Origin of the sequence: Pseudomonas sp. EA_5y_Pfl2_R50 (genome assembly GCF_963970475.1) — a bacterium.
Lineage (GTDB): Bacteria > Pseudomonadota > Gammaproteobacteria > Pseudomonadales > Pseudomonadaceae > Aquipseudomonas.
On sequence record NZ_CAXAPT010000017.1, the window covers coordinates 1 to 23821 of the forward strand.

19 protein-coding genes and 4 pseudogenes are annotated in these 23821 nt (G+C 59.9%); 11 read left to right on the forward strand and 12 right to left on the reverse strand.

All coding sequences use genetic code 11. The features are described from left to right. Window positions 1-214 precede the first annotated feature (214 nt). The 3 genes from AACY19_RS23945 to AACY19_RS23955 are packed head-to-tail and all read left to right on the forward strand — an operon-like array spanning window position 215 to window position 3780. Window positions 215-874, forward strand: coding sequence for a paraquat-inducible protein A (locus tag AACY19_RS23945; RefSeq protein ID WP_339454065.1), 660 nt, complete (start codon window positions 215-217; stop codon window positions 872-874). Continuing rightward, a complete protein-coding gene (locus tag AACY19_RS23950; RefSeq protein WP_339454066.1) occupies window positions 861-1484 on the forward strand; it encodes a paraquat-inducible protein A in 624 nt (207 codons plus the stop codon). Before AACY19_RS23945 ends, AACY19_RS23950 begins: the two co-directional genes overlap by 14 nt. Beyond that, window positions 1477-3780, forward strand: a complete 2304-nt coding sequence (locus AACY19_RS23955; RefSeq protein ID WP_339454067.1) for a PqiB family protein — start codon at window positions 1477-1479, stop codon at window positions 3778-3780. The genes AACY19_RS23950 and AACY19_RS23955 overlap by 8 nt, the downstream gene beginning before the upstream one ends. 209 nt (window positions 3781-3989) lie before the next feature. Here the strand turns inward: AACY19_RS23955 and mksF are convergent, their stop codons facing one another. The 3 genes from mksF to mksB are packed head-to-tail and all read right to left on the reverse strand — an operon-like array spanning window position 3990 to window position 8795. Next, window positions 3990-6830, reverse strand: coding sequence for an Mks condensin complex protein MksF (gene mksF, locus AACY19_RS23960; RefSeq protein ID WP_339454068.1), 2841 nt, complete (start codon window positions 6828-6830; stop codon window positions 3990-3992). Next, window positions 6827-7528 (reverse strand): Mks condensin complex protein MksE, encoded by a 702-nt coding sequence (gene mksE / locus AACY19_RS23965; protein WP_339454069.1) that lies wholly within the window; start codon window positions 7526-7528, stop codon window positions 6827-6829. The genes mksF and mksE overlap by 4 nt, the downstream gene beginning before the upstream one ends. Next, the gene (gene mksB, locus AACY19_RS23970; RefSeq protein WP_339454070.1) at window positions 7518-8795 is read right to left on the reverse strand and encodes an Mks condensin complex protein MksB; all 1278 of its coding nucleotides are present in this window, start codon (window positions 8793-8795) and stop codon (window positions 7518-7520) included. The genes mksE and mksB overlap by 11 nt, the downstream gene beginning before the upstream one ends. Before the next feature lie 220 nt (window positions 8796-9015). On the opposite strand from mksB, the gene AACY19_RS23975 reads away from it, so the two are divergent. Continuing rightward, window positions 9016-9765 (forward strand): energy transducer TonB, encoded by a 750-nt coding sequence (locus AACY19_RS23975; protein ID WP_339454141.1) that lies wholly within the window; start codon window positions 9016-9018, stop codon window positions 9763-9765. Beyond that, the gene (rimI, locus tag AACY19_RS23980; RefSeq protein ID WP_339454071.1) at window positions 9758-10210 is read left to right on the forward strand and encodes a ribosomal protein S18-alanine N-acetyltransferase; all 453 of its coding nucleotides are present in this window, start codon (window positions 9758-9760) and stop codon (window positions 10208-10210) included. The genes AACY19_RS23975 and rimI overlap by 8 nt, the downstream gene beginning before the upstream one ends. A 144-nt stretch (window positions 10211-10354) precedes the next feature. Here the strand turns inward: rimI and AACY19_RS23985 are convergent, their stop codons facing one another. Further along, window positions 10355-10759 (reverse strand): serine kinase/phosphatase, encoded by a 405-nt coding sequence (locus AACY19_RS23985; RefSeq protein WP_339454072.1) that lies wholly within the window; start codon window positions 10757-10759, stop codon window positions 10355-10357. 141 nt (window positions 10760-10900) lie between these two features. Between AACY19_RS23985 and can the strand changes: the two genes are divergently transcribed. Continuing rightward, window positions 10901-11545, forward strand: coding sequence for a carbonate dehydratase (can, locus tag AACY19_RS23990; RefSeq protein WP_123376595.1), 645 nt, complete (start codon window positions 10901-10903; stop codon window positions 11543-11545). Window positions 11546-11550: 5 nt separating this feature from the next. Here the strand turns inward: can and AACY19_RS23995 are convergent, their stop codons facing one another. From AACY19_RS23995 to AACY19_RS24010, 4 genes are all read right to left on the reverse strand, one after another. Then, window positions 11551-12075, reverse strand: coding sequence for a lysine methyltransferase (locus tag AACY19_RS23995; protein WP_339454073.1), 525 nt, complete (start codon window positions 12073-12075; stop codon window positions 11551-11553). A 176-nt stretch (window positions 12076-12251) separates the two neighbouring features. Further along, a complete protein-coding gene (locus AACY19_RS24000) occupies window positions 12252-13424 on the reverse strand; it encodes a hypothetical protein (protein WP_339454074.1) in 1173 nt (390 codons plus the stop codon). Between the two features lie 207 nt (window positions 13425-13631). After that, window positions 13632-13952, reverse strand: coding sequence for a hypothetical protein (locus AACY19_RS24005; RefSeq protein WP_339454075.1), 321 nt, complete (start codon window positions 13950-13952; stop codon window positions 13632-13634). Between the two features lie 141 nt (window positions 13953-14093). Beyond that, on the reverse strand, window positions 14094-15512 hold the full coding sequence (locus AACY19_RS24010; protein WP_339454076.1) for a short-chain fatty acid transporter: 1419 nt from the start codon (window positions 15510-15512) through the stop codon (window positions 14094-14096). Window positions 15513-15761: 249 nt separating this feature from the next. On the opposite strand from AACY19_RS24010, the gene AACY19_RS24015 reads away from it, so the two are divergent. The 4 genes and pseudogenes from AACY19_RS24015 to AACY19_RS24025 all read left to right on the forward strand — a co-directional run. Beyond that, entirely contained in the window at window positions 15762-17075 is a 1314-nt protein-coding gene (locus AACY19_RS24015) for an MFS transporter (protein ID WP_339454077.1), read from the forward strand. A 206-nt stretch (window positions 17076-17281) separates the two neighbouring features. Beyond that, window positions 17282-17968, forward strand: a pseudogene (locus tag AACY19_RS27960) (PAS domain-containing protein); the annotation flags it as partial. A 102-nt stretch (window positions 17969-18070) separates the two neighbouring features. After that, a pseudogene (locus tag AACY19_RS27965) lies at window positions 18071-18508 on the forward strand (methyl-accepting chemotaxis protein); the annotation flags it as partial. A 247-nt stretch (window positions 18509-18755) separates the two neighbouring features. Beyond that, window positions 18756-18905, forward strand: a pseudogene (locus tag AACY19_RS24025) (flavin reductase); the annotation flags it as partial. Here the strand turns inward: AACY19_RS24025 and AACY19_RS24030 are convergent. Further along, a pseudogene (locus tag AACY19_RS24030) lies at window positions 18906-19004 on the reverse strand (transcriptional regulator); the annotation flags it as partial. A 55-nt stretch (window positions 19005-19059) separates the two neighbouring features. After that, window positions 19060-20892: a gamma-glutamyltransferase gene (gene ggt / locus AACY19_RS24035; protein WP_339454080.1), complete on the reverse strand. Its 1833-nt coding sequence runs from the start codon at window positions 20890-20892 to the stop codon at window positions 19060-19062. Window positions 20893-21070: 178 nt separating this feature from the next. Here ggt and AACY19_RS24040 point away from each other — a divergent pair, with 178 nt between their 5' ends. Continuing rightward, window positions 21071-22180: a DUF2817 domain-containing protein gene (locus AACY19_RS24040; RefSeq protein WP_339454081.1), complete on the forward strand. Its 1110-nt coding sequence runs from the start codon at window positions 21071-21073 to the stop codon at window positions 22178-22180. A gap of 50 nt (window positions 22181-22230) precedes the next feature. On the opposite strand, the gene AACY19_RS24045 is transcribed toward AACY19_RS24040, so the two are convergent. Both AACY19_RS24045 and AACY19_RS24050 read right to left on the reverse strand, forming a co-directional pair. Continuing rightward, window positions 22231-22500: a bacteriocin immunity protein gene (locus AACY19_RS24045; protein WP_339454082.1), complete on the reverse strand. Its 270-nt coding sequence runs from the start codon at window positions 22498-22500 to the stop codon at window positions 22231-22233. An 8-nt stretch (window positions 22501-22508) separates the two neighbouring features. Then, window positions 22509-23756 carry an S-type pyocin domain-containing protein gene (locus AACY19_RS24050; RefSeq protein ID WP_339454083.1) on the reverse strand — a complete coding sequence of 416 codons (1248 nt, stop codon included), beginning with the start codon at window positions 23754-23756 and terminating at the stop codon, window positions 22509-22511. Window positions 23757-23821 lie beyond the last annotated feature (65 nt).

Consider the following 23821-nt stretch of genomic DNA (forward strand, 5'->3'; position numbering starts at 1 on the left):
AGTGAAACGATGCATCGCCGATGGTAGTGTGGGGTTTCCCCATGTGAGAGTAGGTCATCGTCAAGATTAAATTCCGAAACCCCAATTGCGAAAGCAGTTGGGGTTTTGTTTTGCCTGTAGAAAAGTTTTTGCTCAGACAGCGAACAAATTTGCACAGTTATTTTCGAATCAGAACACTAGAATAGCCCCACCTTATTCGGAGGCCAGAGCCTTTATGTCAGAGCCGGTTGACGCCCCCAGGCTGTCAGATTTACCGCTGGAAGACTTGGTGGCCTGTCATGAGTGCGACCTGCTGATGCGCAAGCCAGAACTTGCTCACGGTGAGAAAGCCATCTGCCCACGCTGCGGTTATGAGTTATATGCCCACCGCCACAACGTGGTGCAGCGCAGCCTTGCCCTGGTGATCGCAGCATTACTGTTGTACATCCCGGCAAACTTTTTACCCATCATGCAACTCAATATCCTCGGACAGTCTTCGCAGGATACGGTTTGGAGTGGCGTGCTGGGCCTCTTCAACACCGACATGCAAGGCGTGTCGATTGTCGTATTCCTGTGCAGCATGGCGATACCGCTGCTCAAGTTGCTGTGCCAGTTGTTCGTGTTGCTGACGATACGTTTCGATATTGGCCGTAGCTACGGTTTGTTGCTCTACCGCATTTACCACCACCTCAAAGACTGGGGAATGCTCGAGGTTTACCTCATGGGCGTGTTGGTGGCGATCGTCAAACTGGCCGACATGGCAGCCATCACCGTAGGACTCGGCCTGGCGTGCTTCATCGGCTTGTTGTTGGTACAGGTATGGCTGGAAGTGGTGATGTCACCGCATCAGATCTGGCAGGCGTTATCAGGGGAAGATGCTCATGCGGGCGATTGATGCGGGCATTCTGGTCTGTACCGAATGTCATGAGTTGAACAGGCACGAAGCAGACACCGACGAGCAAATCTGCACCCGCTGCGGTGCACAGGTTCACGCCCGCCGGCCGAACAGTCTCGTCCGCACTTGGGCGCTGCTGATCACTGCGGCGATCATCTATATTCCGGCCAATGTCTTGCCGATCATGACGGTCAGTTCCCTGGGCCAAGGTGACCCCAGCACCATCATGTCCGGCGTGATCCAGTTGGTGCAGCACGGCATGATCCCGATTGCCGCCGTGGTGTTCATCGCCAGTATTCTGGTGCCTACATTCAAACTCGTGGGTATCGCGCTGTTGCTGTTTTCGGTGCAGCGACGCCAGCCGTTATCGGCTCGCCAGCGCATCTGGATGTACCGTTTCATCGAGTTCATTGGCCGCTGGTCGATGCTCGATATTTTTGTGATTGCCATTTTGGTGGCGGTAGTCAACTTTGGCCGGCTTGCCAGTGTCGAAGCCAATCTTGGTGCCATCGCCTTCGCCAGCGTGGTGATCTTGACGATGCTTGCCGCAGTAACTTTCGATCCCCGACTGATTTGGGATAACACGGAGTCGGACGACGACCATGACTGATTTGCCCGTAGCGAAAACCCGACCGGCCTCCAACTGGTCTGCCATTTGGGTATTACCCCTGATCGCGCTGATCATTGGCGGCTGGCTTGGCTGGCGTGCCTATTCCGAAACCGGTATTGAGATTCAGGTTCGCTTTGAGAGTGGTGAAGGCATCCAGGCCAACAAGACCGAGATCATGTACAAAGGCATGTCGGTTGGTAAGGTCAAGGCGCTCAAACTCGACGACGAAGGCAACTCCAAAGGGGTAATCGCCACGGTCGAAATGAACAAGGACGTCGAGCAGTACCTCAAGACCAGTACTCGTTTCTGGCTGGTCAAACCGAGCGTGACTCTGGCCGGTATTACCGGTCTGGAAACGCTGGTGTCCGGCAACTATGTCGCGATCAGCCCGGGTGAAGGCGAGCCGACACGCAAGTTCAAGGCGTTGGCCGAAGAGCCACCGCTGTCCGACGCCAAGCCCGGTCTGCACCTGACCATCAAGGCTGATCGCCTCGGCTCGTTGAGCCGGGGCAGCCCGGTGTTCTACAAGCAGATCAAAGTCGGACAGGTGAAAAGCTACCTGCTTTCGGAAGACCAAAGCACTGTCGAACTCAAAGTCTTCATCGAGCCTACCTACGCCAAACTGGTGCGCAAACACACGCGTTTCTGGAACGCCAGCGGCATCAGCATCGACGCCAACCTGTCGGGTGTGAAAGTGCGCAGCGAGTCGCTGGCCAGCATCGTCGCCGGCGGCATTGCCTTCGCCACCCCGGAGAATCGCAAGGACAGCCCACCGACCGATCCAAGCCTGCCTTTCCGTCTCTACGAAGACTTCGACGCGGCCGCTGCCGGGATTCGTGTGAAGGTCAAACTCAGCGATTTCGAAGGCCTGCAGGCCGGCCGCACACCGGTCATGTACAAAGGTATTCAGGTTGGCAACCTGAAAGCGCTGAAGGTTGATCCGGATCTGAACAGTGCCACCGCTGAGCTGACGCTTGATCCGTTGGCTGAAGACTATCTGGTCGACGGCACGCAGTTCTGGGTGGTCAAGCCGTCGATTTCCCTGGCCGGCATTACCGGGCTGGAAGCGCTGGTCAAAGGTAACTACATCGCCGTGCGTCCGGGTGACAAAGGCGCTGCGCCGAAGCGTGAGTTCGAGGCGCGGCCAAAAGCGCCGCCGCTGGATCTGCGTTCGCCGGGCCTGCATCTGGTGTTGTTCACCGATACCCTCGGCTCAATCGATGTCGGCAGTCCGATTCTGTACAAGCAGGTCAAGGTGGGTTCGGTGCAGAGCTATCAGTTCTCCAGGACCCGCAAGCAGATCATCGTCGGTGTGCACATCGAGAAGGAGTACGAAAGCCTGGTCAACGCCTCGACGCGTTTCTGGAACGTCAGCGGAGTTACCCTGACCGGCGGTTTGACCGGCGGAATTCAAGTGAAGAGCGAATCGCTGCAAACCCTGATGGCCGGCGGTATTGCCTTCGAAACCCCGCAAGCCAAGGCGCCGTTGCAGAAACGTATTCCGCGCTTCCGTCTGTTCGCCAATCATGATGATGCCAGTCAAAAAGGCACGGTAGTGACGATCAAGGTCGATCGCGCCGATGGTCTTGGCAGCGGCACGCCGGTTCGCTTCAAAGGACTGGACGTCGGCAAGATCGAAAGCGTCGATCTGACCGATGATCTGCAATCTGTCATTCTCACGACGCGCATCACGGAAGTACCGGAAAAGATTGCCCGGGTCGGTAGCCAGTTCTGGGTGGTCAAGCCGGAGCTCGGGCTGATCAAGACCGAGAATCTGGAAACCCTGGTGACCGGGAAGTACATCGAAGTACAACCGGCGGCCAAGAATCTCGGTCCGCAGAAGAACTTCACTGCGCTGGCCGCTGCGCCGGAAGTGACCAAACAAGAGGCGGGGCTGAGTCTGGTGTTGAGCGCTGCCCGTCGCGGCTCGTTGAAACCCGGTGTGCCGGTGACTTACCGTGAAATCACGGTGGGTAAAGTCACCGGTTATGAACTGGGCCAGACGGCTGACCGGGTGTTGGTGCATATTTTGATCGAACCGAAATACGCGCCATTGGTGCGCAGCGGCAGCCGCTTCTGGAACACCAGCGGCGTAGGCTTTGATATCGGTTTGTTCAATGGGCTGACCGTGCGAACCGAATCGCTGGAGACGGCGATTCAAGGCGGTATTGCTTTCGCCACGCCGGATGGCGAGCGCATGGGCAACCCCGCCCGGGCTGAGCAGACGTTCCCGCTGTTCGACAAGTTTGAGGATGAGTGGCTGACGTGGGCGCCGAAGATTTCGCTCGGTAAGTAAATCCTGCGGTGTCCGTAAGGATGCCATCGCTGGCAAGCCAGCTCCCACAGTGATCAGTGGTGCACACAGAATTTGTGTTCTACGCAAAGCCTGTAGGAGCGGGCTTGCTCGCGAAGAGGCCAACTAAATTCAGCACAAATCCCGAGCCATAAAAAAGGGCCGCGATCCCAACAGATCGCGGCCCTTTTTTTACCTTCAGTCAATGCCGATCAAACCGCATTCAGTTCCGGTTCATCCGCTTCAACATTCAGCGTCGCCTTGACCACATCATGGCGACGGATGTACTTCCAGTCCGCCTCATCAATGTAGATCCCCGCCGGACCGCTGCCGCCTTCCAGGTCGATCGCCACACTGGCGCAGACCTGCGGCTTCACACTTGCCAGAATCGGCACGAAGCCCAGTTGCAGACTGGTTTCCAGCAGCGCTGCCTGGTTCTTCTCGTCGATGTCCGCCGCCTCGTCGAGGTAGTACGGCAGGCGCACGCGACCGGCCAGATCGCGATCCATCAAGTGCAGCAACAAGTACATGTTGGTCAGCGCCTTGATGGTCATGGTCGTACCGTTGGACGCGGCGCCGTCGATGTCGGTGTGGATAACCGGTTGACCGTTGACCTTGGTGATCTCGAACGCCAGTTCGAACAAGTCCTTGAGACCGAGCTGGTTGTGGTTCGCCGCCACCAGCCGAGCCAGGTATTCCTTGGCCTCTTCGTTCTTGTTGTCCTGCTCGGCGCTTTGGCTGAGGTCGAACACGGACAGGGTTTCGCCTTCCTCGTACTGACCGGCGCTGTGGATGATCTGATCGATGTGCTTGAGTGCTTCCTTGTTCGGCGCGAGGACGATGCGGAAACTCTGCAGGTTGGACACCTGACGCTTGTTGATCTCGCGGTTGAACAGCGCCAACTGATGTTCGAGGCTGTCGTAGTCGCTACGAATGTTACGCAGCGTGCGGGCGATGTCGGTGACTGCCGCGCGACGTGCCTTGCCCAGCGTCAGCGCTTCATCGGTGCGGTGCGCGTAAGCGTTGATCAGCAGCGACAGGCGGCGTTCCATATCGTCTTCGCTGTCGAACTTGGCCACGCCTTTGAGGCGCACCTGTGCGTACAGCGCTTCGATCTGGCCATCGGCGCGCAGCAGGCCTTGCCAGCTGTCCTGATAGTCGTTGAGCAGCGGCAGCAGGTTGTCCATCGAGTCGTCGACCGGGTCCATGAACGGCGTGCCGAACGGCAGGTCCGCCGGCAGCAACTGACGGCGGCGCAGGGCGTCGTCGAGGGTACGTTGCTTGGCTTCCATGTCCGCGATCTGGCGGCCGACCAGTTGCAGCTTGGCCGACAGTTGCTGGACGCGCTCGGTGAAGGCGTCACTGGAACGCTTGAGTTCGTCCTGCGCGGCTTCCATCTGCGCCAGTTGCTCGAGCTTGTCGCCTTCTTCGGCGCTCAAGGTCTGGGTGCGACGGAAGTCCTCCAGCGCTTTCTGTGCGTCGAGCACTTGCTGATACAGCGCTTCGGTCTGGGTCTTGCTCGCAGCGCGGTCGGCGGCCACAGCCTGTTGGGTCTTCAGTTGCTTGAGCTCTTTTTCCAGACGCTCTTTCTGATCGCGCAGGGCGGCACGGTCGGCCAGCGCTTGCAGGGCTGGCGGCTCGATGTGCGAGATGTCTATCGACAGGCCCGGCACTTCGAATCGCTCGCCTTTGAAGCCATCGAGAATCAGCTCAACCGATTTCACCCACTCGCCATCGTCGTCAAGGGTGATGCCGTGTTCGCCCAGTGGCAGGCTGAACAATGCGCTGTTGAACAGGCGCATCAGACGCTCGACGTCCTGTTGCGAGAATTCTTCGCGCAGTCGGGCGTAGCTGTTGTTGTCGGCGTGATCGAGTTGCTGCTTCACCGACTTCAGGCGTTTTTCCAGATCGCGCACGCGCTCTTCCAGATCTTCGGCGCTGAACTGACGGGACTGCGCCAGCGCACCGGCGAGTTCGTCGTGCGCGTCCTTGGCCGCGAGCAGTTGTTGTTCAAGCACTTTGACGTCATCGACCAGTGCAAAGCGATTTTTCAGTACCGACAATTCGCCGAGCCAGCGCTGGATGCCGGAAATTTCCCGCTCAAGACGCATCAGTTCCTGGGTACCGCCGCGTTGATCGTTTTGCAGACTGTCCTGCTCGCCACGATAGTGGTCGGCCTGAATCGTCAGTTCTTCCTTGCGCGCACTGGCGTAGTCCGACCAGGTGCCGAGCAACGAGTCGAGCAGCGGCGACAGGCGATGCAGTTTGCCGCGCAGCACGTCGCGCTGTTTCACGCCGTTGGCCAAGGCTTCGACCAGCGGGCCGGCAGCGACCAGCGAGTTGTAGTCCTGTTCCATGCGACGCACGTCGCGGAAGGCTTCTTCGCACGCAGCGATGTAATCGACGCTGCCGGAACGCAGGCTGTGTTCGAAGGCATCGAGGAACAACTGCTTGAGTTTGGCCGCAGTAATTTCACGCATGTGCAGCAGGTTGATGAACAGTGCGCGGAAGGTCTTCAGGCTTTGTTCACTGGTGGAACGCAGCGGAATCAGCGTCAGATCCAGCGGGATCGACGTGTGACCGCCGACCAGCAAACGACGCAGCTCATCGGGTTTGAGTTCGTAGGCCTTCAGGCCTTCTTTCTCAAGGTTGCTGAACAGCTCTTTCTGGCGCAGGCAGGTGTCGTTCTTCTGATAATGCGCCAGATCCAGCTTGCCAGCATAGGCAAAGAACTGGTGACCGAAACCACCGCCCGGGCCACGACCAACGACGCCGATCACGTGCGGGCCGTGCGGCAGGTTCACTTCGACGAGGATGTAGCTGGTGTCGGACGCGAAGTAGAAACGCCGCGATTGTTCCAGGCTGTACTTGCCGAAACTCATGTCCGACATGCGCGCCAGAATCGGGAACTGCAGCGCGTTGATCGACGCCGATTTGCCGAGGTTGTTCGCGCCGTAAACCGACAGCGGTTCTTCCAGCGGGAACAGGCCGAGGCTGTAACCGGCGGTGTTCAAAAGGGCAAAGCGGCGGATGCCGTAGCGTTCCTGGCTCATGCGTCGGACTCCTGTTCTTCGGCAATGGCGCGGGCCAGTGCGTCTTCTTCGCTTTCTTCTTCAAATTCGGAAAGATCGAGCGGGTCGTCGGTTTCGAGCAATCTGGCTTCGGCCGCTTCATCGATCAGCACCGGTGCTGGCAGCGGCAATACGCTGTGCACGCTGGCCGCCAGATCGCGGTCTTGCTGTACCGACAGGCATACATCAAGGAATCGGTGCATCGGTGGCAGGAAGCGGTACACGCCGTTTTCTTCGCTGGCGAAACCGAGCTGGGTCATGCGGCGCATGATCTTTTCTTCGAGTTCTTCAACGGTCTGTACTTCGGCCTGAATGAACAGGTCGCGGTATTTTTCCAGCAGCGATGGCAGCTCTTCACGGCCGAGGCTGCCACCATCGAGCACGGCGATCGGGTCGCGGCCCTGATCGGCCAGATGCTCGACGAGGATAAAGGTGAACAACGCCAGACGCTGGGCAGTCTTGTTCACCGCCGCAGCGGCCATGTCCGGCACGAAGTAGTAGAAACCACGGGTGTCGCAGACCAGTTCAAACCCCAGCGCCTTGAACAGCGTGCGGTACTGATCCTGGAAGTTCGACAGTTGCGCGTACAGCTCCGGGTCGCGGCGGCTGACGTGGTAACCCTTGAACAGCTCGCGGAAAATCGGCGCGAGTTGCGACAGTTCGGAAAGATCAAGATGCATTGGGGATGCTCGCAGAATCCTCGGCGGCGGTGTCGCCGGCCGAGAGCAGGGCGAAGGAGCGCAGGCTGACCTGATGCTCGTGAGTGTGGTATTCGCGGCGTTCCAGACGCTCGCGCTTGAAGCGTTTTTCCCGCGACAGGCGCGAGAACCAGTAGAGCAATTCGTCGGTAGCGCCGTCCGGTTCCTGCTCCAGCAGCCAGGTCATCAGATCCGGCATCGGCAGGGCTTCTTCGCAACGGTCGACCATCTCGCGCACGGTGCGTGGCGCGCGTGGGGCTTCGCCTTTCTGGGTCTTGTGCGCCTTGGGGAAACGCGCCGGTTTCGGCTCGAAACGCGCCAACGCATAAACGTAGGCTTCGACCTGACTGGCGCTGCCGAGGAAAGTGCTTTGCGGACGGGTGAACAGCGGCATCGCGGCTTGCGGCACGGCGTCGATGCCTTTGCGGCGAATCGCGGCCAGTGCGAGCGCTGCGCCACGGGTCACGGCATTGTGCCGGCGTGCTTCTTCACGCAGCGGTAACAGCAGTTCGCGGGCATGACGCAAGGTCAGTTGCGCGCTGGTCTGCATTTCGAGGATGCGTGCGTGGGTGCGCAGCAGCATATCGTCGTCGACCAGATGGCCCAGGCGCTGCTGTTCGCTCAGCATCTTCAGCAACACGGTTTCGACCTTGCGCACGCCTTGTTCGAAGGCGCCATCGGCGTTCACCAGATCGATCATCGGCTCGACGTATTCGTCCCACGTCGCCAGTACTTCGGCATAACGCTGACGCAAGGGAATCTGCCGGTCGCTGGTCTTGGCCCTTTCGGCCACGGCGACCAGCGCCTGTTCGTCGTTGTCGAGTTTCTTCAGTACGTCGCGCACGCGCATATCGAGCAAACGCAACTGGCGAGCGAGATCGTGGCCGTCGCGGACTTCGAACGCGTCCTGGATGTAGCCGGCCAGACGCTCGAGGTGGCGCAGGTAGGCTTCGATTTCCAGGCACAGGCCCAAACGGTGTTCGCGACGCAGGTAAGCGAGGAAGTCGTGAATTTGTGCGTTCAGCTCGAAACGGTTCGGGCTTTTCGCCACCGGAATCAGAATATCGAGGCGAATCCACACGTCGAGCAGGCTAGTGATGTCCTGCGGCGTGCTGTCCAGTTGTTGGGCGGCCAGTTGCGCGCGCAGTTCGTTGAGGCTCAATGTGCCTTGGTCGAAGTGCTCGCACAAAGGCTCCAGAAGCGCCCAGTGTTCAGCGAGGGCGCGCAAGACGCGCTTGGGTTCGATCATCGGAATGCCCGGCTGGTTGGCAATAAAAAGACGCGATTGTACTGCATCATGAAGGATGCGATTCACTCTCGGGACGGGCTGTCGCATTTTCTGAGATAAAGGCTATCGATCAACAGCAAGCGATCTTGAGCGAAGGACGGTAGAATCAGCGCACTTCAGTTATCCACAAGTGGCCGACCCTTTGCTTATCGAGTCCCGCCGCCGCGCCTATTTGAACGCCATGCAGGTGGTCAACTGGCTGCCGCGCACCGAATTGCCTTTCGCCGCACCGTCGCGGCCCGAGCTGCTGGACATGCCCGAGCCCGAGGTCGAAGCGCCGGTCGTGCTTGCGCCGCAGGCCGAAGCGCCAGAGCAAACGGCTGTCGCTCGCCCGGTCGAGCGGCCGAAAATCGAAGTGCCGCGGCCGTCGTTGGCGAGTACCCGCACCGGCGCCAAACCGGTGGAAGTGGTCGACGACACGCCGGTCGTCGCCAAACCGGCACCGGTGCCGCCGCCGCGTTTCGCCTTGCAACTGCTGAGGGCCGGGCGTTGCCTGCTGCTGGTCGAGTTACCCACAGGGGAACCGTTCCAGAGCCGCGATCCCGCCTATCTGTTGCTCAAAGACATGTTGCGCGCCGCCGGTCTGCCGGATGCGCCGCAAATCGTGGGCGAACCCGTGCGCTGGCCGTGGCTCAATCGCGGCAACATGGATCAAGGCCCGGACGCGGCAAGGGACTTTGTGCAGGGCTTTCTCTCGGTGCAGATGGAAGCCGCGCCCTGTGCCTGCCTGTGGCTGATCGGCCTGCCGGCGGTGCGGTTTGCCGGTGAAGCCGACGCCGAAGCGTTCAATCGTGAATTGCAGATCGAAGGTCTGGGCTCGGCCTGGGCCATTCCCGGTCTGGAGTTGTTAATGGAAGAGCCACAGCGCAAGGCCGCTGTGTGGCAAGCCATGCGTCGGCTGATGGCGCGCTGGAAAGAATCGAATGAGTGACGCTGTATCGTTCCGCCCGATGATCGAGGCGGATCTGGACGCTGTGCTGAAAATTGAATTTGCCGCGTACAGCCACCCGTGGACCCGAGGAATCTTTCTCGACGGTTTGGGCAAATATCAGATCTGGTTGATGTTTGAAGGTCAGCAACAGGTCGGTCACGGTGTGGTGCAGATCATTCTCGATGAGGCGCACCTGCTCAACATCACCGTCAAACCCGAAAATCAGGGGCGCGGGCTGGGGCTGACGTTGCTGGAGCATCTGATGTCGATTGCCTGCAAGGCTGACGCTCGGGAATGTTTTCTGGAAGTGCGCGACAGCAATACGGCGGCGTTCAGGTTATACGAGCGGTATGGCTTCAACGAGATTGGCCGGCGTCGGGATTATTATCCGGCGGTGGGCGGGCGTGAGGACGCTGTGGTCATGGCCTGCACCCTGGTTGATTGATCGCCCTTTAAAGCTTCGTCGGAACGCCTTCGCGACCAAGCCCGCTCCCACATGGGGTTTGTGTTGATCACAACCGTTGTGAACGACTCAATTCCAATGTGGGAGCGGGCTTGCTCGCGAAGGCGTCCTGTCAGTCAACGATGATCATCGCTTGCCATCCATCGGATCGCGCCGCGCCAGTTCCGCCTCATCCAGCCCATTGCCACCGCCGATGTCATCCTCATCGACCAGGCTCAAATCCCAATCCGCCGGATTGTCTTCGCCAGCCTCCTCGGCATCCCGCGCGCCGTCTTCATGAATCAGCGTTTCGGGGCTCATGTCATCGTCAGTCGGCTCATGATCGCTGACCGAAGCGCCGGTCATACCGGCCTCACGCACTCGCTCACGCGGCATCAACTGTTCGCGTTCACGTTCCGGGATTTCATCACCGATTTTCGCGCTCGGTTGGTCTTCGTCGAAATCCAGTTCATGCACCGAACCCATGCGGTCTTCGTTATCATCGATGGGTTCCGGCTGCACCGCGTCAAAAGGGCGTCGTGAATCAGTCATGGCAATTCCTCATACTGTGGGCCTTACTTAGGTGGACTCACCGGGCACACGAGAATTCCAACGAAATCACTTGCGGTTCTGGCGTGACCCCGACGGGTGGTCGTCTGTCAAAGCAGCGCATCTTTCTTGAGGCCTTACAGCATGCACGACTTACAAGACCTGATTGATAACAACGAGCGTTGGGCTGACGCGATCACCAAGGAAGACCCGGACTTCTTCGCCAAGCTGGCCCGCCAGCAAACGCCGGAATATCTGTGGATCGGCTGTTCCGACGCGCGGGTGCCCGCCAACGAGATCGTCGGCATGTTGCCGGGCGATCTGTTCGTTCACCGCAACGTCGCCAACGTGGTGTTGCACACCGACCTCAACTGTCTGTCGGTGATCCAGTACGCGGTCGACGTACTCAAGGTCAAACACATCCTCGTCACCGGCCACTACGGCTGTGGCGGCGTGCGCGCGTCGATGCAGGACCGCCAGTTCGGGCTGATCGATGGCTGGCTGCGTTCGATTCGCGATCTCTACTACGAAAAACGCGAAGAGCTGGCCAAGTTGCCGACCGAAGAAGAACAGGTTGATCGCCTGTGCGAACTCAACGTGATCCAGCAAGTGGCCAACGTTGCCCATACCAGCATCATCCAGAACGCCTGGCATCGCGGGCAAAGCCTGTCGATCCACGGTTGCATCTACGGCATCAAGGACGGTCGCTGGAAAAGCCTGAACACCACCATCAGTGGTTTCGAGCAGTTGCCGCCGCAATACCGCTTGCGTCCTGTCGGCGCGCTGTAATTGCGTTAACGCAAGCCATGTCCTCGCCAGTGCCGCAGTACGCGCTGGCCCTCCAGGCTGGGTGGTTCGTCGTAACCGCTGATCCACCCACGGCAGCGGGGTGAGCCACAGTGGCAGGCAAACTGTTGCAGCAGTTTGTCCTCCGTCGCGGCGAAATCCATGGTCAGCCGCTCACCGCAGTGGATATCTTTAAGCGCCCACAGCCATAACTCACTCATGTCGAGAAACACGTTCGGGTCGCAGGCGTGTTCGAGCAATCCGCAGAAGCGTGAGTCGTAAAGGTGGATGCCGCTTTGCAGTTGTCGGGTCTGGCGACAGCGATAGGGCAACAGTTGCCCGGAAACCCGGCACATTCGGCGAGCACGCGTGAAGTCCCGGCTAGCCTCCACGCCGACGGCACGCCCCTGATCGTCATGGATGATGTGGAAGTCGCTCGTGGATGGGAACCCGAGGCGCACGGGGAGGATGGCAAAGGGATAGATGCCTTCTGTATCGCGACCCGGGCGCTGATGAATGGCTGGGTTGTTCATGACGATCCTTGTCCGTAGGTGATGCCCCCAGAACCCCAACACGCGCAAATGATGGGTGCGCGAATTGGATCCAAGCGTCTCGCATCTGAAACTACGGGTCTACTGTCACTTCTGACAGGCGTAATCGTCACTTTCCCGCGTCAGCCTTAACTGACACGGGAATCACATCAAGACCATCAGAGGTGCGGCGCGGGAACGTCGGCAGCGGGGAGGGGGGCTTTGAGCTGTTGCAGCTGGGTCTTGGCCGGCGCGGTCGCGCACTGGGCGGCGGCCTGTTCCGCCGTCAGGTCGCGGATCGAGGTGTAGAACAGTTCACAGGTTTTGACCTTCTGCGTGACTTGCCAGTTTTGTGTGCAGCTATTGAGCAAAGCCTGCGGATCGCTACCGGGTTTGCTGCCCATCCCGGCCTGCCAGCATGCAGCGCTCAAGTCCTGGCCCATGACTTTCAGGCCGGCGGCATCTGCCTTGGCCTGTGCATCGTCGCCGGTGTAGCTCTTGGGATCGGCGGCGTACCAGATATAGCTGGGATGGTTGGAGCCCAGCACCGGCATTTTCACGCCTTCAGTCGGACTGATTGTCGCCAGGCCCAGCACGTTAACGGTTGGCCCGTATTGCTGCTTGATCCAGTTACGCACCGGCGCGCCAAACGCGACCATCGGCAGGGTCGTGCCGTTGGTGGTCTGGCTGAACTGTTTGACCAGCGTGGTCTGGTAGTCCTTGAAGTAGTCGTAAACGCCTTCCAGGTCACTGCCTGCATTCGACGGCGCGGCAATTGGCGCAATATCGATGATGGTCTGATAGGCCGGTGTCTGATCGGCGGGAATACCATTGTCAGTCAGCAGCGTGGCCCATCGATCGGTGGTGTTCGAGCGCAGATAGTCCTGGGCCTGTGTCAGCGAGTAATCCGGCGGGAAGTGCAGCAGCTCGACGCTTTTACGGTTCTCCAGCGCCATGCCCAGCGGCAGGAACAGATACCAGCTGTACGCCCATTTGCCGTCGGCGTTGAGCTTGCTGGCGCCGGTGTAGGCAAGGTCGCCGGCATCGAGCAACGCTGACAACGGTTTGTCGTAACCCTGGGGCACGCCGGTGATTTCGGCGTAGAGTTGACCGTTATCGGACTTCACCAGAACCTTGGCATCGGCATAGCCGTCGCGCTGCACGCTCTGGTTCAGGTAGTGGGTGACGGTTTGCTCCAGCGTCCAGTTGCGAAAGCAGATCACGTTGCAGTTGTTGGGGTAGGCGAAGAGGCGGGTGACACGTTCGGTGCTCCCCAGTTTCAGGTCTACATCGGCGTGGGCGGCCGCGCTCAGCGTGAGCGCGGCGAGGGTAAGTCCTGCGAGTTTGAACATGCTCAGATCCTTTTCAGCGTGGTTTCCCCTCGTGTCGGGGGCGCCTCATATTGAATCAGGCGTATGACGCAGTGAAGCCACCCTCGGCAGATTTTTTAACCACACCACAAAACTCGCGACCAGGCCTGATAATGCAAGGCAAGTGACAGCTTGGGGCCTGTGGGTGAGCCAGCAGGCTGGCTCACCCAGGCAGGGCTCGTTCGTGGATTACAGGAGACGCAACGAAAGCTCGCTGCCCGCCCGCAGGTATTCGACCTGAGCGGTCACTGCATCCCTGACGATGGCTTCGCCGGTGTCGGTCAGTCTGGCTTGCTTCGCATCAATGACTGAGGTCTGCAGCAACTGCATGGCGACATCCATCGCTTTCTGAAAAGCGGTCAGGTTGTTGTGCTGACCAAATTCGCGCACGACGGCATCCATGCGGCGGTCGGCATCATCTCGCAGGGTCCTGTACTCGACCACGGAGACGCTGCCGTCCTGATAAATGTCGTTGATCAGTTCTTCGAGGGTCTTGGATATCGGAGTCATCGGTTCTTCCTTAAACAGGGGGTTATTGATCCGAGACAAGCTAAACGAAGACGAGGCTTGGCAAAGTCAGCACTGTTCCACGGGATGCGTGGGACAGTGCAGCGGACTTTGTAAGAAGAGAGCCAGCGGGTTGTCAGACAGCTACGGGATCACTGGCGGCGTGTATGCCAGGGTCGTCCCCAGTGCCCACAACAACAGCAATACCAGCGGCGTGTGCACCAGCAATTGCACGAACGAGAAGCCGATCAGGTCCCGCGCCTTCAACCCGAGCACGCCCAGCAGTGGCAGCATGTAGAACGGGTTGATCAGGTTCGGCAAGGCTTCTGCCGCGTTATAGATCTGTACGGCCCAGCCGAGGTGGTATTGCAGGTCGTTGGCCACTTGCATCACGTAAGGCGCTTCGATGATCCACTTGCCGCCACCCGACGGGATGAAGAAACCGAGAATCGCCGAGTACACACCCATCAGCAGCGCATAGGTGTCGTGCGACGCAATGCTGACGAAAAACGTCGAGATGTGGTGCGCCAGGGTCTGGGCATCGGCGCCTTTGACAGTGGTCATGAGTGCGGCAATCGAACCGTACAGCGGGAACTGGATCAGCACGCCGGTGGTGGTCGGTACCGCCCGGGCTACGGCATCGAGGAAGCTGCGCGGACGCCAGTGCAGTAGCGCACCGAGCATGATGAACAGGAAGTTGTAGGTGTTCAGCCCGGAAATCGCCGTGATCGCCGGCTTGCTCGAGAACTCGTGGAACAGCCATCCCGCCGCCAGCAGCACCAGCACAATGATCAGCAGCGGACTGTGCTCCAGCCATTCACCGGGGCGGGTACGCGGTTGCAGCGGTGGCAGATTGAAGGCCGGGTCGATACCGCAGGCTTGGGCGTCCCGCGCCGAGTTCGGGCCGGGGGCGGTGGCGTAGGCGATGATGATCGAGATCACTATCAGCGCCAACAGCATGACGCCGGACTGCCAGAGGAAAATGGTTTCGGTGAACGGGATTACCCCGGTGATCGACAGGATCGATGGCGGCAGGCTGCCGGGGTTGGCTTGCAACTGTGCAGCCGACGACGACAGGCCCAATGCCCACACCGCGCCAAGGCCCAGGTACGCAGCGGCGCCGGCGGCGCGGTAGTCCATTTTCAAATCGGTGCGGCGGGCGAGGGCGCGCACCAGCAAACCGCCGAACACCAGCGACAGGCCCCAGTTGAGCAGAGACGCGACCATCGAGATCAGGGCGACCCAGGCCACCGCAGAGCGGCCGTTTTTCGGAATCCGCGCGAGGCGGTCGATCAGCTTCACCGCCGGAGGAGAACTGGCGACCACGTAACCACCGATCACCACGAAGGCCATCTGCATGGTGAACGGGATCAGGCTCCAGAAGCCGTCACCGAACGCCATCGCGGCATCGGTGGGTTTGGCACCCATGGCCAGCGTGGCCAGCGCGACGATGATGACGGCCAGCGCGGCGAACACCCAGGAGTCGGGGAACCAGCGTTCGGCAAAGCTTGAACAGCGCAGGGCAAAGCGTGCAGAGCGGCTATCTTCGATATCAACGGCCACGGGAGTACCTCGGATTTTTTATGGTTATTTTGGTCTGCAGGGCGATCAGTGTTTTTGGTGGGGGCGGGCTTGCTCCCACAGGTTTTCACCAGGCTGTGGATGCAGGCAGGCCTCAACAGTAAATCAAGCGATGATGATTTGTGAGCAGGTTTTTGCAAAACCGGGACTATGGTCTAACGGGTTGTCCATCCGCCCATTTGCGTAGACCATGGGCGCCTTGGTTTTTTGCCTGATCCAGAGTTCGTTGCCATGACTGCCCAATCCACGGCCAAACCTGCGCCGTTCAGCCGCTCCGACTACAAGACCCTCGGCCTTGCGGCCCTTGGCGGCGCGCTGGAAATCTACGACTTCATCATTTTTGTATTCTTCGCCCTGACCCTCAGCCAATTGTTCTTCCCGCCGGAAATGCCCGAGTGGCTGCGCCTGCTGCAGAGCTTCGGGATTTTCGTCACTGGTTATCTCGCACGGCCTCTGGGCGGGATTCTGATGGCGCACTTCGCTGACCGGCTGGGGCGCAAGAAAGTCTTCAGCCTGAGCATTCTGATGATGGCGCTGCCGTGCCTGTTGATCGGCATCATGCCGACCTACGCGCAGATCGGCTATTTCGCGCCGCTGCTGTTGCTGGCGCTGCGCATCCTCCAAGGCGCGGCGGTGGGCGGGGAAGTGCCGAGCGCCTGGGTGTTTGTCGCCGAGCATGCGCCAATCGGGCATCGTGGGTATGCCCTGGGCTTTCTGCAGGCCGGGCTGACCTTCGGATACCTGATCGGCGCGCTGACCGCGACCTTCCTTGCACAGGTATTCACCCCGGCGGAAATCCTCGATTACGCCTGGCGCTATCCCTTCCTGCTCGGTGGTGTATTCGGTGTGATCGGTGTCTACCTGCGCCGCTGGCTGAGTGAAACGCCGGTGTTCATCGCGATGGAGGCGCAGCGAGAGGCGCGGGTCGAACTGCCGCTGCGCACGGTGTTGCGCGAGCATCGTCTGGCGATGTTGCCGGCGATGCTGCTGACCTGCGTGCTGACCTCGGCAGTGGTGGTGTTCGTCGTCATCACCCCGACCATGATGCAGAAAACCTTCGGCATGACCGCCAGCCATACCTTCGCCCTCAGTGCGCTGGGCATCGTGTTTCTCAACACGGGTTGCGTGATCGCCGGGCTGCTGGTAGATCGTCTCGGCGCGTGGCGCACGGTAATGCTGTATAGCCTGCTGCTGCCGCTGGGCATCGGCGTGCTGTATGGCTGTTTGATCATGGGCGGCGATTGGGTCGGCCTGGCCTATGCCGTGGCGGGTCTGGCGTGTGGGGTGGTCGGCGCGGTACCGTCGGTGATGGTTGGTTTGTTCCCGGCGCGTATCCGCGTGTCAGGCATTTCCTTCACCTACAACATTGCCTACGCCGCATGGGCGAGTATCACACCGCTGTTGCTGATCGGTCTGATGCCGTGGAGCCCATGGATCTGCGTGATGTTCTGCTCGGTGATGGGGGTAGTGGGCCTGCTGACGGCGGCGTATTTCGGCTCGCGGATGCCGCGCACGGGCCCCTGCCAGGCGGCGGGAACTGCCTGAGCCGGTGGCTGGGAACTATTTTTGACCGCCGGGTCGCGAGCGCTCTTCAGAAAAGTTTTTCAAGGCCGATGGTTAGGCTGCATCCCGCTTTCTATCCTGCCCATCGGTAATTCACCATGTTCAACAAACGCCTGAAGCAAGAGCTGGCCGCTCTTCGTGAAGAACTCTCCAGCCTTGTGCAAGTGAAGGAAAGCCTGGAAAGCGAGATGCTGGTACTGACCCTTGAGCCAGACGGCCGGGTGCGGTCGGTCAACCAGAACTTCCTGAGCGAAATGCTCTACCAAAGCCATGACCTGATTGGTCGCGCGATTGAAGACATCGTTCCGGCGCACGTGAAATCGGACGAATTTCACCTGCGCTTCAAGAACGCGATGAGCCGTGGCGAGCATTTCGCCGGTGCTATTCGCATCCTGCGTGGCAACGGCGACGAAGCCTGGCTGCGCTCAATCGTGCAGCCGGTGTGCTCGTCGGATGGACGTATCAGGCACATTTCGATCTATGCCAGTGACCTGACCCGCACCATCGAGGCCTCCCGTGAGCATGAAAACCTGATTGGTGCGTTGGTGCGTTCGACTGCGGTGATCGAGTTCGACCTCAATGGCAATGTGCTTGCTGCCAATGACCGTTTCCTCAGCGGCATGGGTTACAGCCTCGCGCAAATCAAAGGCAAACATCACCGCATGTTCTGCGCACCGGAGGAGTACAACAGCGCCGAGTACCAGAACTTCTGGCGACGATTGAACAATGGCGAGTTCGTTGCTGACCGCTTCAAACGGGTCGACAGCCATGGTCGTACCGTGTGGCTTGAGGCGTCCTACAACCCCGTGGTCGATGCCAACGACAAACTCTACAAAGTGGTGAAGTTCGCCACGGTCATCACCGATCAGATCAATCGCGAACAAGCCGTCGCCGATGCCGCCAACATTGCCTACAGCACCTCGCAGCAAACCGACAGCACTGCCCAGCGCGGGACTACGGTGGTGACTGAAGCCGTCAACGTGATGCGCGATCTGTCGAAGCACATGCAAACCGCTGGCGAAGGTATTGAAGCGCTGAACGAACAGTCGCTGGTGATCGGCACCATCGTCAAAACCATCAGCGGCATTGCCGAACAGACCAATCTGCTGGCGCTCAACGCGGCCATCGAGGCAGCACGTGCCGGCGAACAGGGTCGTGGCTTTGCGGTAGTGGCTGACGAAGTCCGCCAGTTGGCATCGCGTACCAGCCAGGCGACAGACGAAATCGTTGGCGTGGTGCGGCAGAACCAGGAAATGGCGCGCAACGCCGTGGCCCTGATGACCGATGGCAAGCTCCAGGCTGAACAAGGCCTGGCGCTGGCGGCAGAGGCGGGCACGGTGATCGTCGAGATTCAGGACGGCGCGCAGAAAGTCGTGAGTGCGGTGGGCCAGTTCGCCAATCAGCTCTCCAGCTAATCTCCACTGATCCCATGTGGGAGCGACGATTCGACCTGCTCGCGAAGGCGTCAGTACACTCAGCATTGATGTTGACTGATACACCGCTTTCGCGAGCAGGCTCGCGCCCACAGGTTCGGTGTTTCTTCAGTGGCAGCGCTACAATCGGCTCCTTTTCCCCGGAGCAGACCTCATGAGCGATTCTCACCGCCGCCCGGTGCCCCTGAACAAAGCCTACCGTTTGCTCAATCACGGGCCGACCGTACTGGTCATCGCCGCCCACGCCGATGAGCGCGTGTTCAGCGACGGGCGTTGGCATTTCGAAGGGCATGACGGTTTGCGCACCTTGCACCATGTGGCGGGTGGAGATTTCCTGAAAATTGGCGATGCGGTGGATGGCAAGACGTTGGCGGTTTGATTAGCCCGGCTGTGCGCGTTTGATCAAGCTCTCGGCTGGAATACCGAATCGTTCATGGAGCTTCCATAGCGTGGGCAGCGTCAACGCGCGCTTGCCATTTCAGCCACAAAAAAGGCTTACCTCGCGGTAAGCCTTTTCTCTTTGCGGCGTAGCCTCAATCCCCCAGCGCTTCCCCCTCGCGCCGTGGATCTGCGCCACCCTGCAACGACACGTTGCCCTGCGCATCCTTGACCCGCACGATGGCCTGGGTGCCGCTGGTCATCTCGATTTCATTCACTGCGTGCCCTTTGTCCTTCAGCGCCTGAATCAGCGCCGGGCTGAACTGGCCTTGTTCCAGTTCGGTCGGGCCGTTGCGGCTGCCGAAGTTGGGCAGGCTGATGGCGCTTTGCGGGTCGAGGTTCCAGTCGAGCAGGCCGACGGTGGTTTTCGCCACGTATTCGATGATTTGTGAACCGCCCGGCGAGCCGACCGTGGCGACGAATTCGCCGCTGTTACGATCAAAGATCAGCGTTGGCGCCATCGACGAGCGAGGGCGTTTTCCGGGCTCGACGCGGTTGGCGACTTTCTGTCCGTTTTCTTCGGGGATGAACGAAAAGTCGGTCATCTGGTTGTTCAGCAGGAAGCCCTGAACCATCAGGTGCGAGCCGAATGCGGCTTCGATGGTGGTGGTCATCGACACGGCGCCGCCGAGGTCATCCACCGCGACCACTTGCGAGGTGGAGATGCGCAGCGGCGAGCGATCCGGCGCGTAGGCCACCTGCACGCCCGGCGGGGTGCCCGGTTTGGCGCTGCCCATGCTGCGCTCGCCAATCAGGCTGGCGCGGCTGGCCAGATAACCCGGATCGATCAGGCCTTTGACTGGCACCGGCACGAAGTCGGTGTCGGCGACGTATTGCGCGCGGTCGGCATAGGCGAGGCGTTCGGCCTCGGCGATCAGGTGCACGGCTTTCGGCGCCGGTTCGAGGCCGGCGGGTTTGTCGGTTTTCACAGGTTTGAGTGGCGTCAGCGACAGGCGTGGATCGCGGGTTTCCAGCGCCTGCAACGTACCGAGAATCTGTGCCACAGCGATCCCGCCCGACGACGGCGGCGGCATGCCGCAGACCTGCCAGCGTTTGTAGTCAGTGCACAGTGGCGCGCGCTCCTTGGCCTGATAGCGCTGCAGATCGTTCAGCGACAGGCTGCCGGGGTTGGCGTGGCCTTGCACCTTGGCGACGATTTCTTCAGCGATCGGACCTTTGTACAACGCATCTGCGCCTTCGTTGGCGATGCGTTTGAGCACAGCTGCCAGCGCCGGGTTTTGCAGGCGCGTGCCGACGGCTTTGACGCTGCCATCGGCGTTGAGGAAATACCTGGCCATGTCCGGCGACCTGCCGATCATCGGGTCTGACGCCAGCAACGAATGCAGGCGCGGCGAGATCGCAAAACCTTGCTCGGCCAGTTTGATCGCCGGCTCGAACAGCTTCGCCCATGGCAGACGACCGTGTTGTTGATGTGCCATTTCCAGCGCACGCAATACGCCCGGCGTACCCACTGAGCGACCGCCGATCTGCGCCTGGGGGAACGCCATCGGTTTACCGTCGGCGCCCAGGAACAGCTTCTCGGTGGCGCCGGCCGGAGCGGTTTCGCGGCCGTCATACGTGCGCACCTGTTTGCCGTCCCACAACACGATCATCGCGCCGCCGCCGATCCCGGAGGATTGCGGCTCAACCAGCGTCAGCACCGCTTGCATCGCAATCGCCGCATCAATCGCCGAACCGCCCTGACGCAGCATCTCCCGACCGGCTTCAGCCGCCAGTGGATTGGCCGCCGCAGCCATGTGTCGGCTGGCGTGACGGGTTTGCAGATCGGTGCGGTAACCGGAGGCGGCTTCCGGGGCCAGCGGCAAGGTCGAGGAGGGCGGAGCGTTGCACGCGGTGAGGGTCAGGGCGCTGATGATCAGCGTCAGGGCTGGCAGGCGAAAGCGGCTCAAGGTCAAGGCTGAAAACACGCGGGCTCTCCGTCCGTGGATTAAAGTCCCAAGGACTTTATCGACCGCTCGGTCGCAACGCAAACCGATGGACACTTTTGTCCTTCTTTTCATGCCGGATGTTCGGTAGGGTCAACCGCAAATCCATCGGACTGAAAACAAGCCCTCCCACAAATACAAAACCAACAAGAGGCCAGGAATGCACAGCGAGTTCCCCAGCGAACCCGGCTACCGCGATCAACGCGAACTGTTCATCACCGCCGCCAATGCCGCCGGCGCCACGCTCACCTCCTATGCGCATCCACGCTGCGGCCCTTTTGGCGAACCGCTCAGCAGCGACGTTGCCGTGCTCGGTGACCCGCAGGCCAAGCGTCGACTGGTAGCGCTCAGCGGTACGCACGGGGTCGAGGGCTATTACGGCTCGGATTGTCAGATCGAATGGCTGAAAACCTTCGCTCCCGGTTCTCTGCCCAAGGATGTCGCGGTGGTCATGGTTCACCTGATCAACCCGTGGGGCACGGCGTGGCTGCGACGGGTCAACGAAGACAATATCGACCTCAACCGCAACCACCAGGATTTCACCGGACCGTTGCCGGACAACCGCGCTTACGCCGCTCTGCATGAAATCTACGCGTGCACCGATTTGCACGGCCCCGAGCGCCATCGCGCCGATGCCTTGCTCAATGCGCAGATCAACGAACACGGCTGGCCCGCCGTGATGTCGATTGTCGAGGGCGGCCAGCACAGTCATCCCGACGGACTGTTTTACGGCGGTCGCGCGCCGAGCTGGTCGAACCGCACGCTGCATCACATCATCAACGCGCATCTGGCTGGCGCTGAAACGGTGATGTGTTTCGACCTGCACACCGGCGCCGGTGAGTACGGCCATCCGATGTTGCTGACCATCACCCAGACGCCTTACCCGGCACTTGCCCAAGCGCAGGCGATTTATGGCCCATGGCTTTACACGCTGCACACCGGCGCCGACACCTTGAGCGAAACCGGTGTGGCAGCGACGGCTACCGGTTACACCTCGCAGGCGTTGCTCAATGCATTGCCGGACGTGCAACTGATGCCGTTTGTGATCGAGTGCGGGACGTATCCAGGGCCGGTTGTGCATCGGCATTTGCGCGATGATCACTGGCTGCATCTGCATGGCGATCCGCTGGACGCGACGGGGCGGAGGATCAAGTTGAGTCTGCTGGAGCAGTTTTATCCGCTTGATCCGGATTGGCGGGCGATGGTGGGGTTGCGGACTCGGCAGATCTGGACGAAGGGGGTGGCGGCGCTGTCGGCAAAGCAGCCTTAAAGGGTCAGGCATCGCGCCGTAGTGAGGGGGCTAATCTACTCACCACAGACTTACTGCTTAAATCCAGGCAGTCCATTGGCTGTACGCCATGCTGCGACTGTACGAGCTATACCAGCGGACGACGTATCAGCTCCGGGTTCTGGATAGTAAATAAGGTCCATCCCGCTTGGATGTCCAACAATAGAGTTGAAGTGCCGCACTAAAATATCTGCACGCTCATCAGTGGGCGCCTTATCTTCTTTTCTAATCTCGTCCACGAATTCAACGAAGTCATGTTCGGTGTAGTCCGAAAAGCTGCGTTTGATGAATGGATCGCTCATGCTGTTCCCTATTCTTGGTGTAATTCGACGTGATTTTTTGGCGTGTGGATCCGCAGGTTATCAACGTTATAGACCTCGCCGCCTTTGGATATCAGTTTTACATGGTGAATCTCGTGAGAGATCCTCTTGCCCGCCGTATCCATCAAGCGAGCTCGCGGTGCCTTCCCGTTGCGCATACGTTCCAAGCTGTCATCGCTAAACTGCCCGGCTACCGCACCATCTCTCGAGACCGCGGTCCAGAAGGCTCGTCTGAATGAATCAAAAGTTGAGTATTCGCGCCATCTCAGTGAATCGGCAATAGTGGTTGGGATTGGTGCGCCAGATCCAGTCCGGGCATGTTCCAGCCATAACCCGGATACATCCTCACCAACCCCCGTCACCGTACCCGGCGTCAGTCTGGCCGGCCTCGAAAACACCACATAAAGCGACTTCAGCCCAGTGTCCGCCGGAAAAACCAGAATACAATCCTCGGCAGTAAAGTCCTCGCCGGGCAGGCCTTCTATCTGGGTATCAGTGTTCTCGGGAATCGGATGAACAAGGATCGTGTTCAGTTGCTCGCCGTGTTCGGGATAAACCAGCGGCGGCATAGATCCCAGGGGCCCGCGTTGCGGCGTCCACAAAATCGTGATGCCGTTGAGCTTGGCCTCCATCGCAGTCTTGTCGCTGTTCCACTCGACTTTGACAGTATGTACCGAGTCATCGCCCAAAGCGCCGGAGTGGATGCCGTATACCCGCATGACCCCTTCTGCATCACGCCGAAACTGGAAGCGCACGCGAGTGGGCGCGCGGCTCATGCGGCGCAGTTGTTCATCGGTGTGCAGCGTGCCGTCGCCCATTCGGATCGGCAGCATTCCGAGGACGAACACGCTGGCCGGCCCACCGGCGCCGCGAATTGCCCAGTTGAGGCGCTGTTGCAGAATTCCGCCGCCCGCCAAACGCCCCAAGGCCAGATCGGCACCTATTGCCGTCGCGACAGCGGTGCTTGCAGAGGGCAAGAGCATGGCGCCGGCGACCATGATCTTGCCAAAGTTGCTGGCGGGTTCGGGGGCCGTACCGGCGTCCGTTCGGCACCAGTTATCCACAGTGCAGGACTTGGCGAACACCTGATCTTCGCGCGGCTTGGGCGTTGGCCATTCATCCTTTTCGATGTACACCGGCTCCGACGCTTTGGGTGAAAACCATCCGCCCGATGAAGCGCCACCACCGTCGCGCTTCCAGGGCCAATCTTCATTGAAGAGTGATTTGAATCGAGACATGCCAACTCCCTGTATGGCTTTGAATCGAGCCAGGGAAGCTTGTCGGTCAATGGGGAGTTCGGGCA

Coding starts and splice junctions, on each gene's coding strand:
- AACY19_RS24040 (WP_339454081.1), top strand. CDS start 21,071: ATGCACAGCGAGTTCCCCAGCGAACCCGGCTACCGCGATCAACGCGAA.
- mksF (WP_339454068.1), bottom strand. CDS start 6,830: ATGAGCCAGGAACGCTACGGCATCCGCCGCTTTGCCCTTTTGAACACC.
- AACY19_RS23975 (WP_339454141.1), top strand. CDS start 9,016: ATGCAGGTGGTCAACTGGCTGCCGCGCACCGAATTGCCTTTCGCCGCA.
- AACY19_RS24015 (WP_339454077.1), top strand. CDS start 15,762: ATGACTGCCCAATCCACGGCCAAACCTGCGCCGTTCAGCCGCTCCGAC.
- can (WP_123376595.1), top strand. CDS start 10,901: ATGCACGACTTACAAGACCTGATTGATAACAACGAGCGTTGGGCTGAC.
- AACY19_RS24050 (WP_339454083.1), bottom strand. CDS start 23,756: ATGTCTCGATTCAAATCACTCTTCAATGAAGATTGGCCCTGGAAGCGC.
- mksB (WP_339454070.1), bottom strand. CDS start 8,795: ATGATCGAACCCAAGCGCGTCTTGCGCGCCCTCGCTGAACACTGGGCG.
- AACY19_RS24000 (WP_339454074.1), bottom strand. CDS start 13,424: ATGTTCAAACTCGCAGGACTTACCCTCGCCGCGCTCACGCTGAGCGCG.
- AACY19_RS23950 (WP_339454066.1), top strand. CDS start 861: ATGCGGGCGATTGATGCGGGCATTCTGGTCTGTACCGAATGTCATGAG.
- AACY19_RS23995 (WP_339454073.1), bottom strand. CDS start 12,075: ATGAACAACCCAGCCATTCATCAGCGCCCGGGTCGCGATACAGAAGGC.
- rimI (WP_339454071.1), top strand. CDS start 9,758: ATGAGTGACGCTGTATCGTTCCGCCCGATGATCGAGGCGGATCTGGAC.
- AACY19_RS24005 (WP_339454075.1), bottom strand. CDS start 13,952: ATGACTCCGATATCCAAGACCCTCGAAGAACTGATCAACGACATTTAT.
- mksE (WP_339454069.1), bottom strand. CDS start 7,528: ATGCATCTTGATCTTTCCGAACTGTCGCAACTCGCGCCGATTTTCCGC.
- AACY19_RS23985 (WP_339454072.1), bottom strand. CDS start 10,759: ATGACTGATTCACGACGCCCTTTTGACGCGGTGCAGCCGGAACCCATC.
- AACY19_RS24045 (WP_339454082.1), bottom strand. CDS start 22,500: ATGAGCGATCCATTCATCAAACGCAGCTTTTCGGACTACACCGAACAT.
- AACY19_RS23955 (WP_339454067.1), top strand. CDS start 1,477: ATGACTGATTTGCCCGTAGCGAAAACCCGACCGGCCTCCAACTGGTCT.
- AACY19_RS23945 (WP_339454065.1), top strand. CDS start 215: ATGTCAGAGCCGGTTGACGCCCCCAGGCTGTCAGATTTACCGCTGGAA.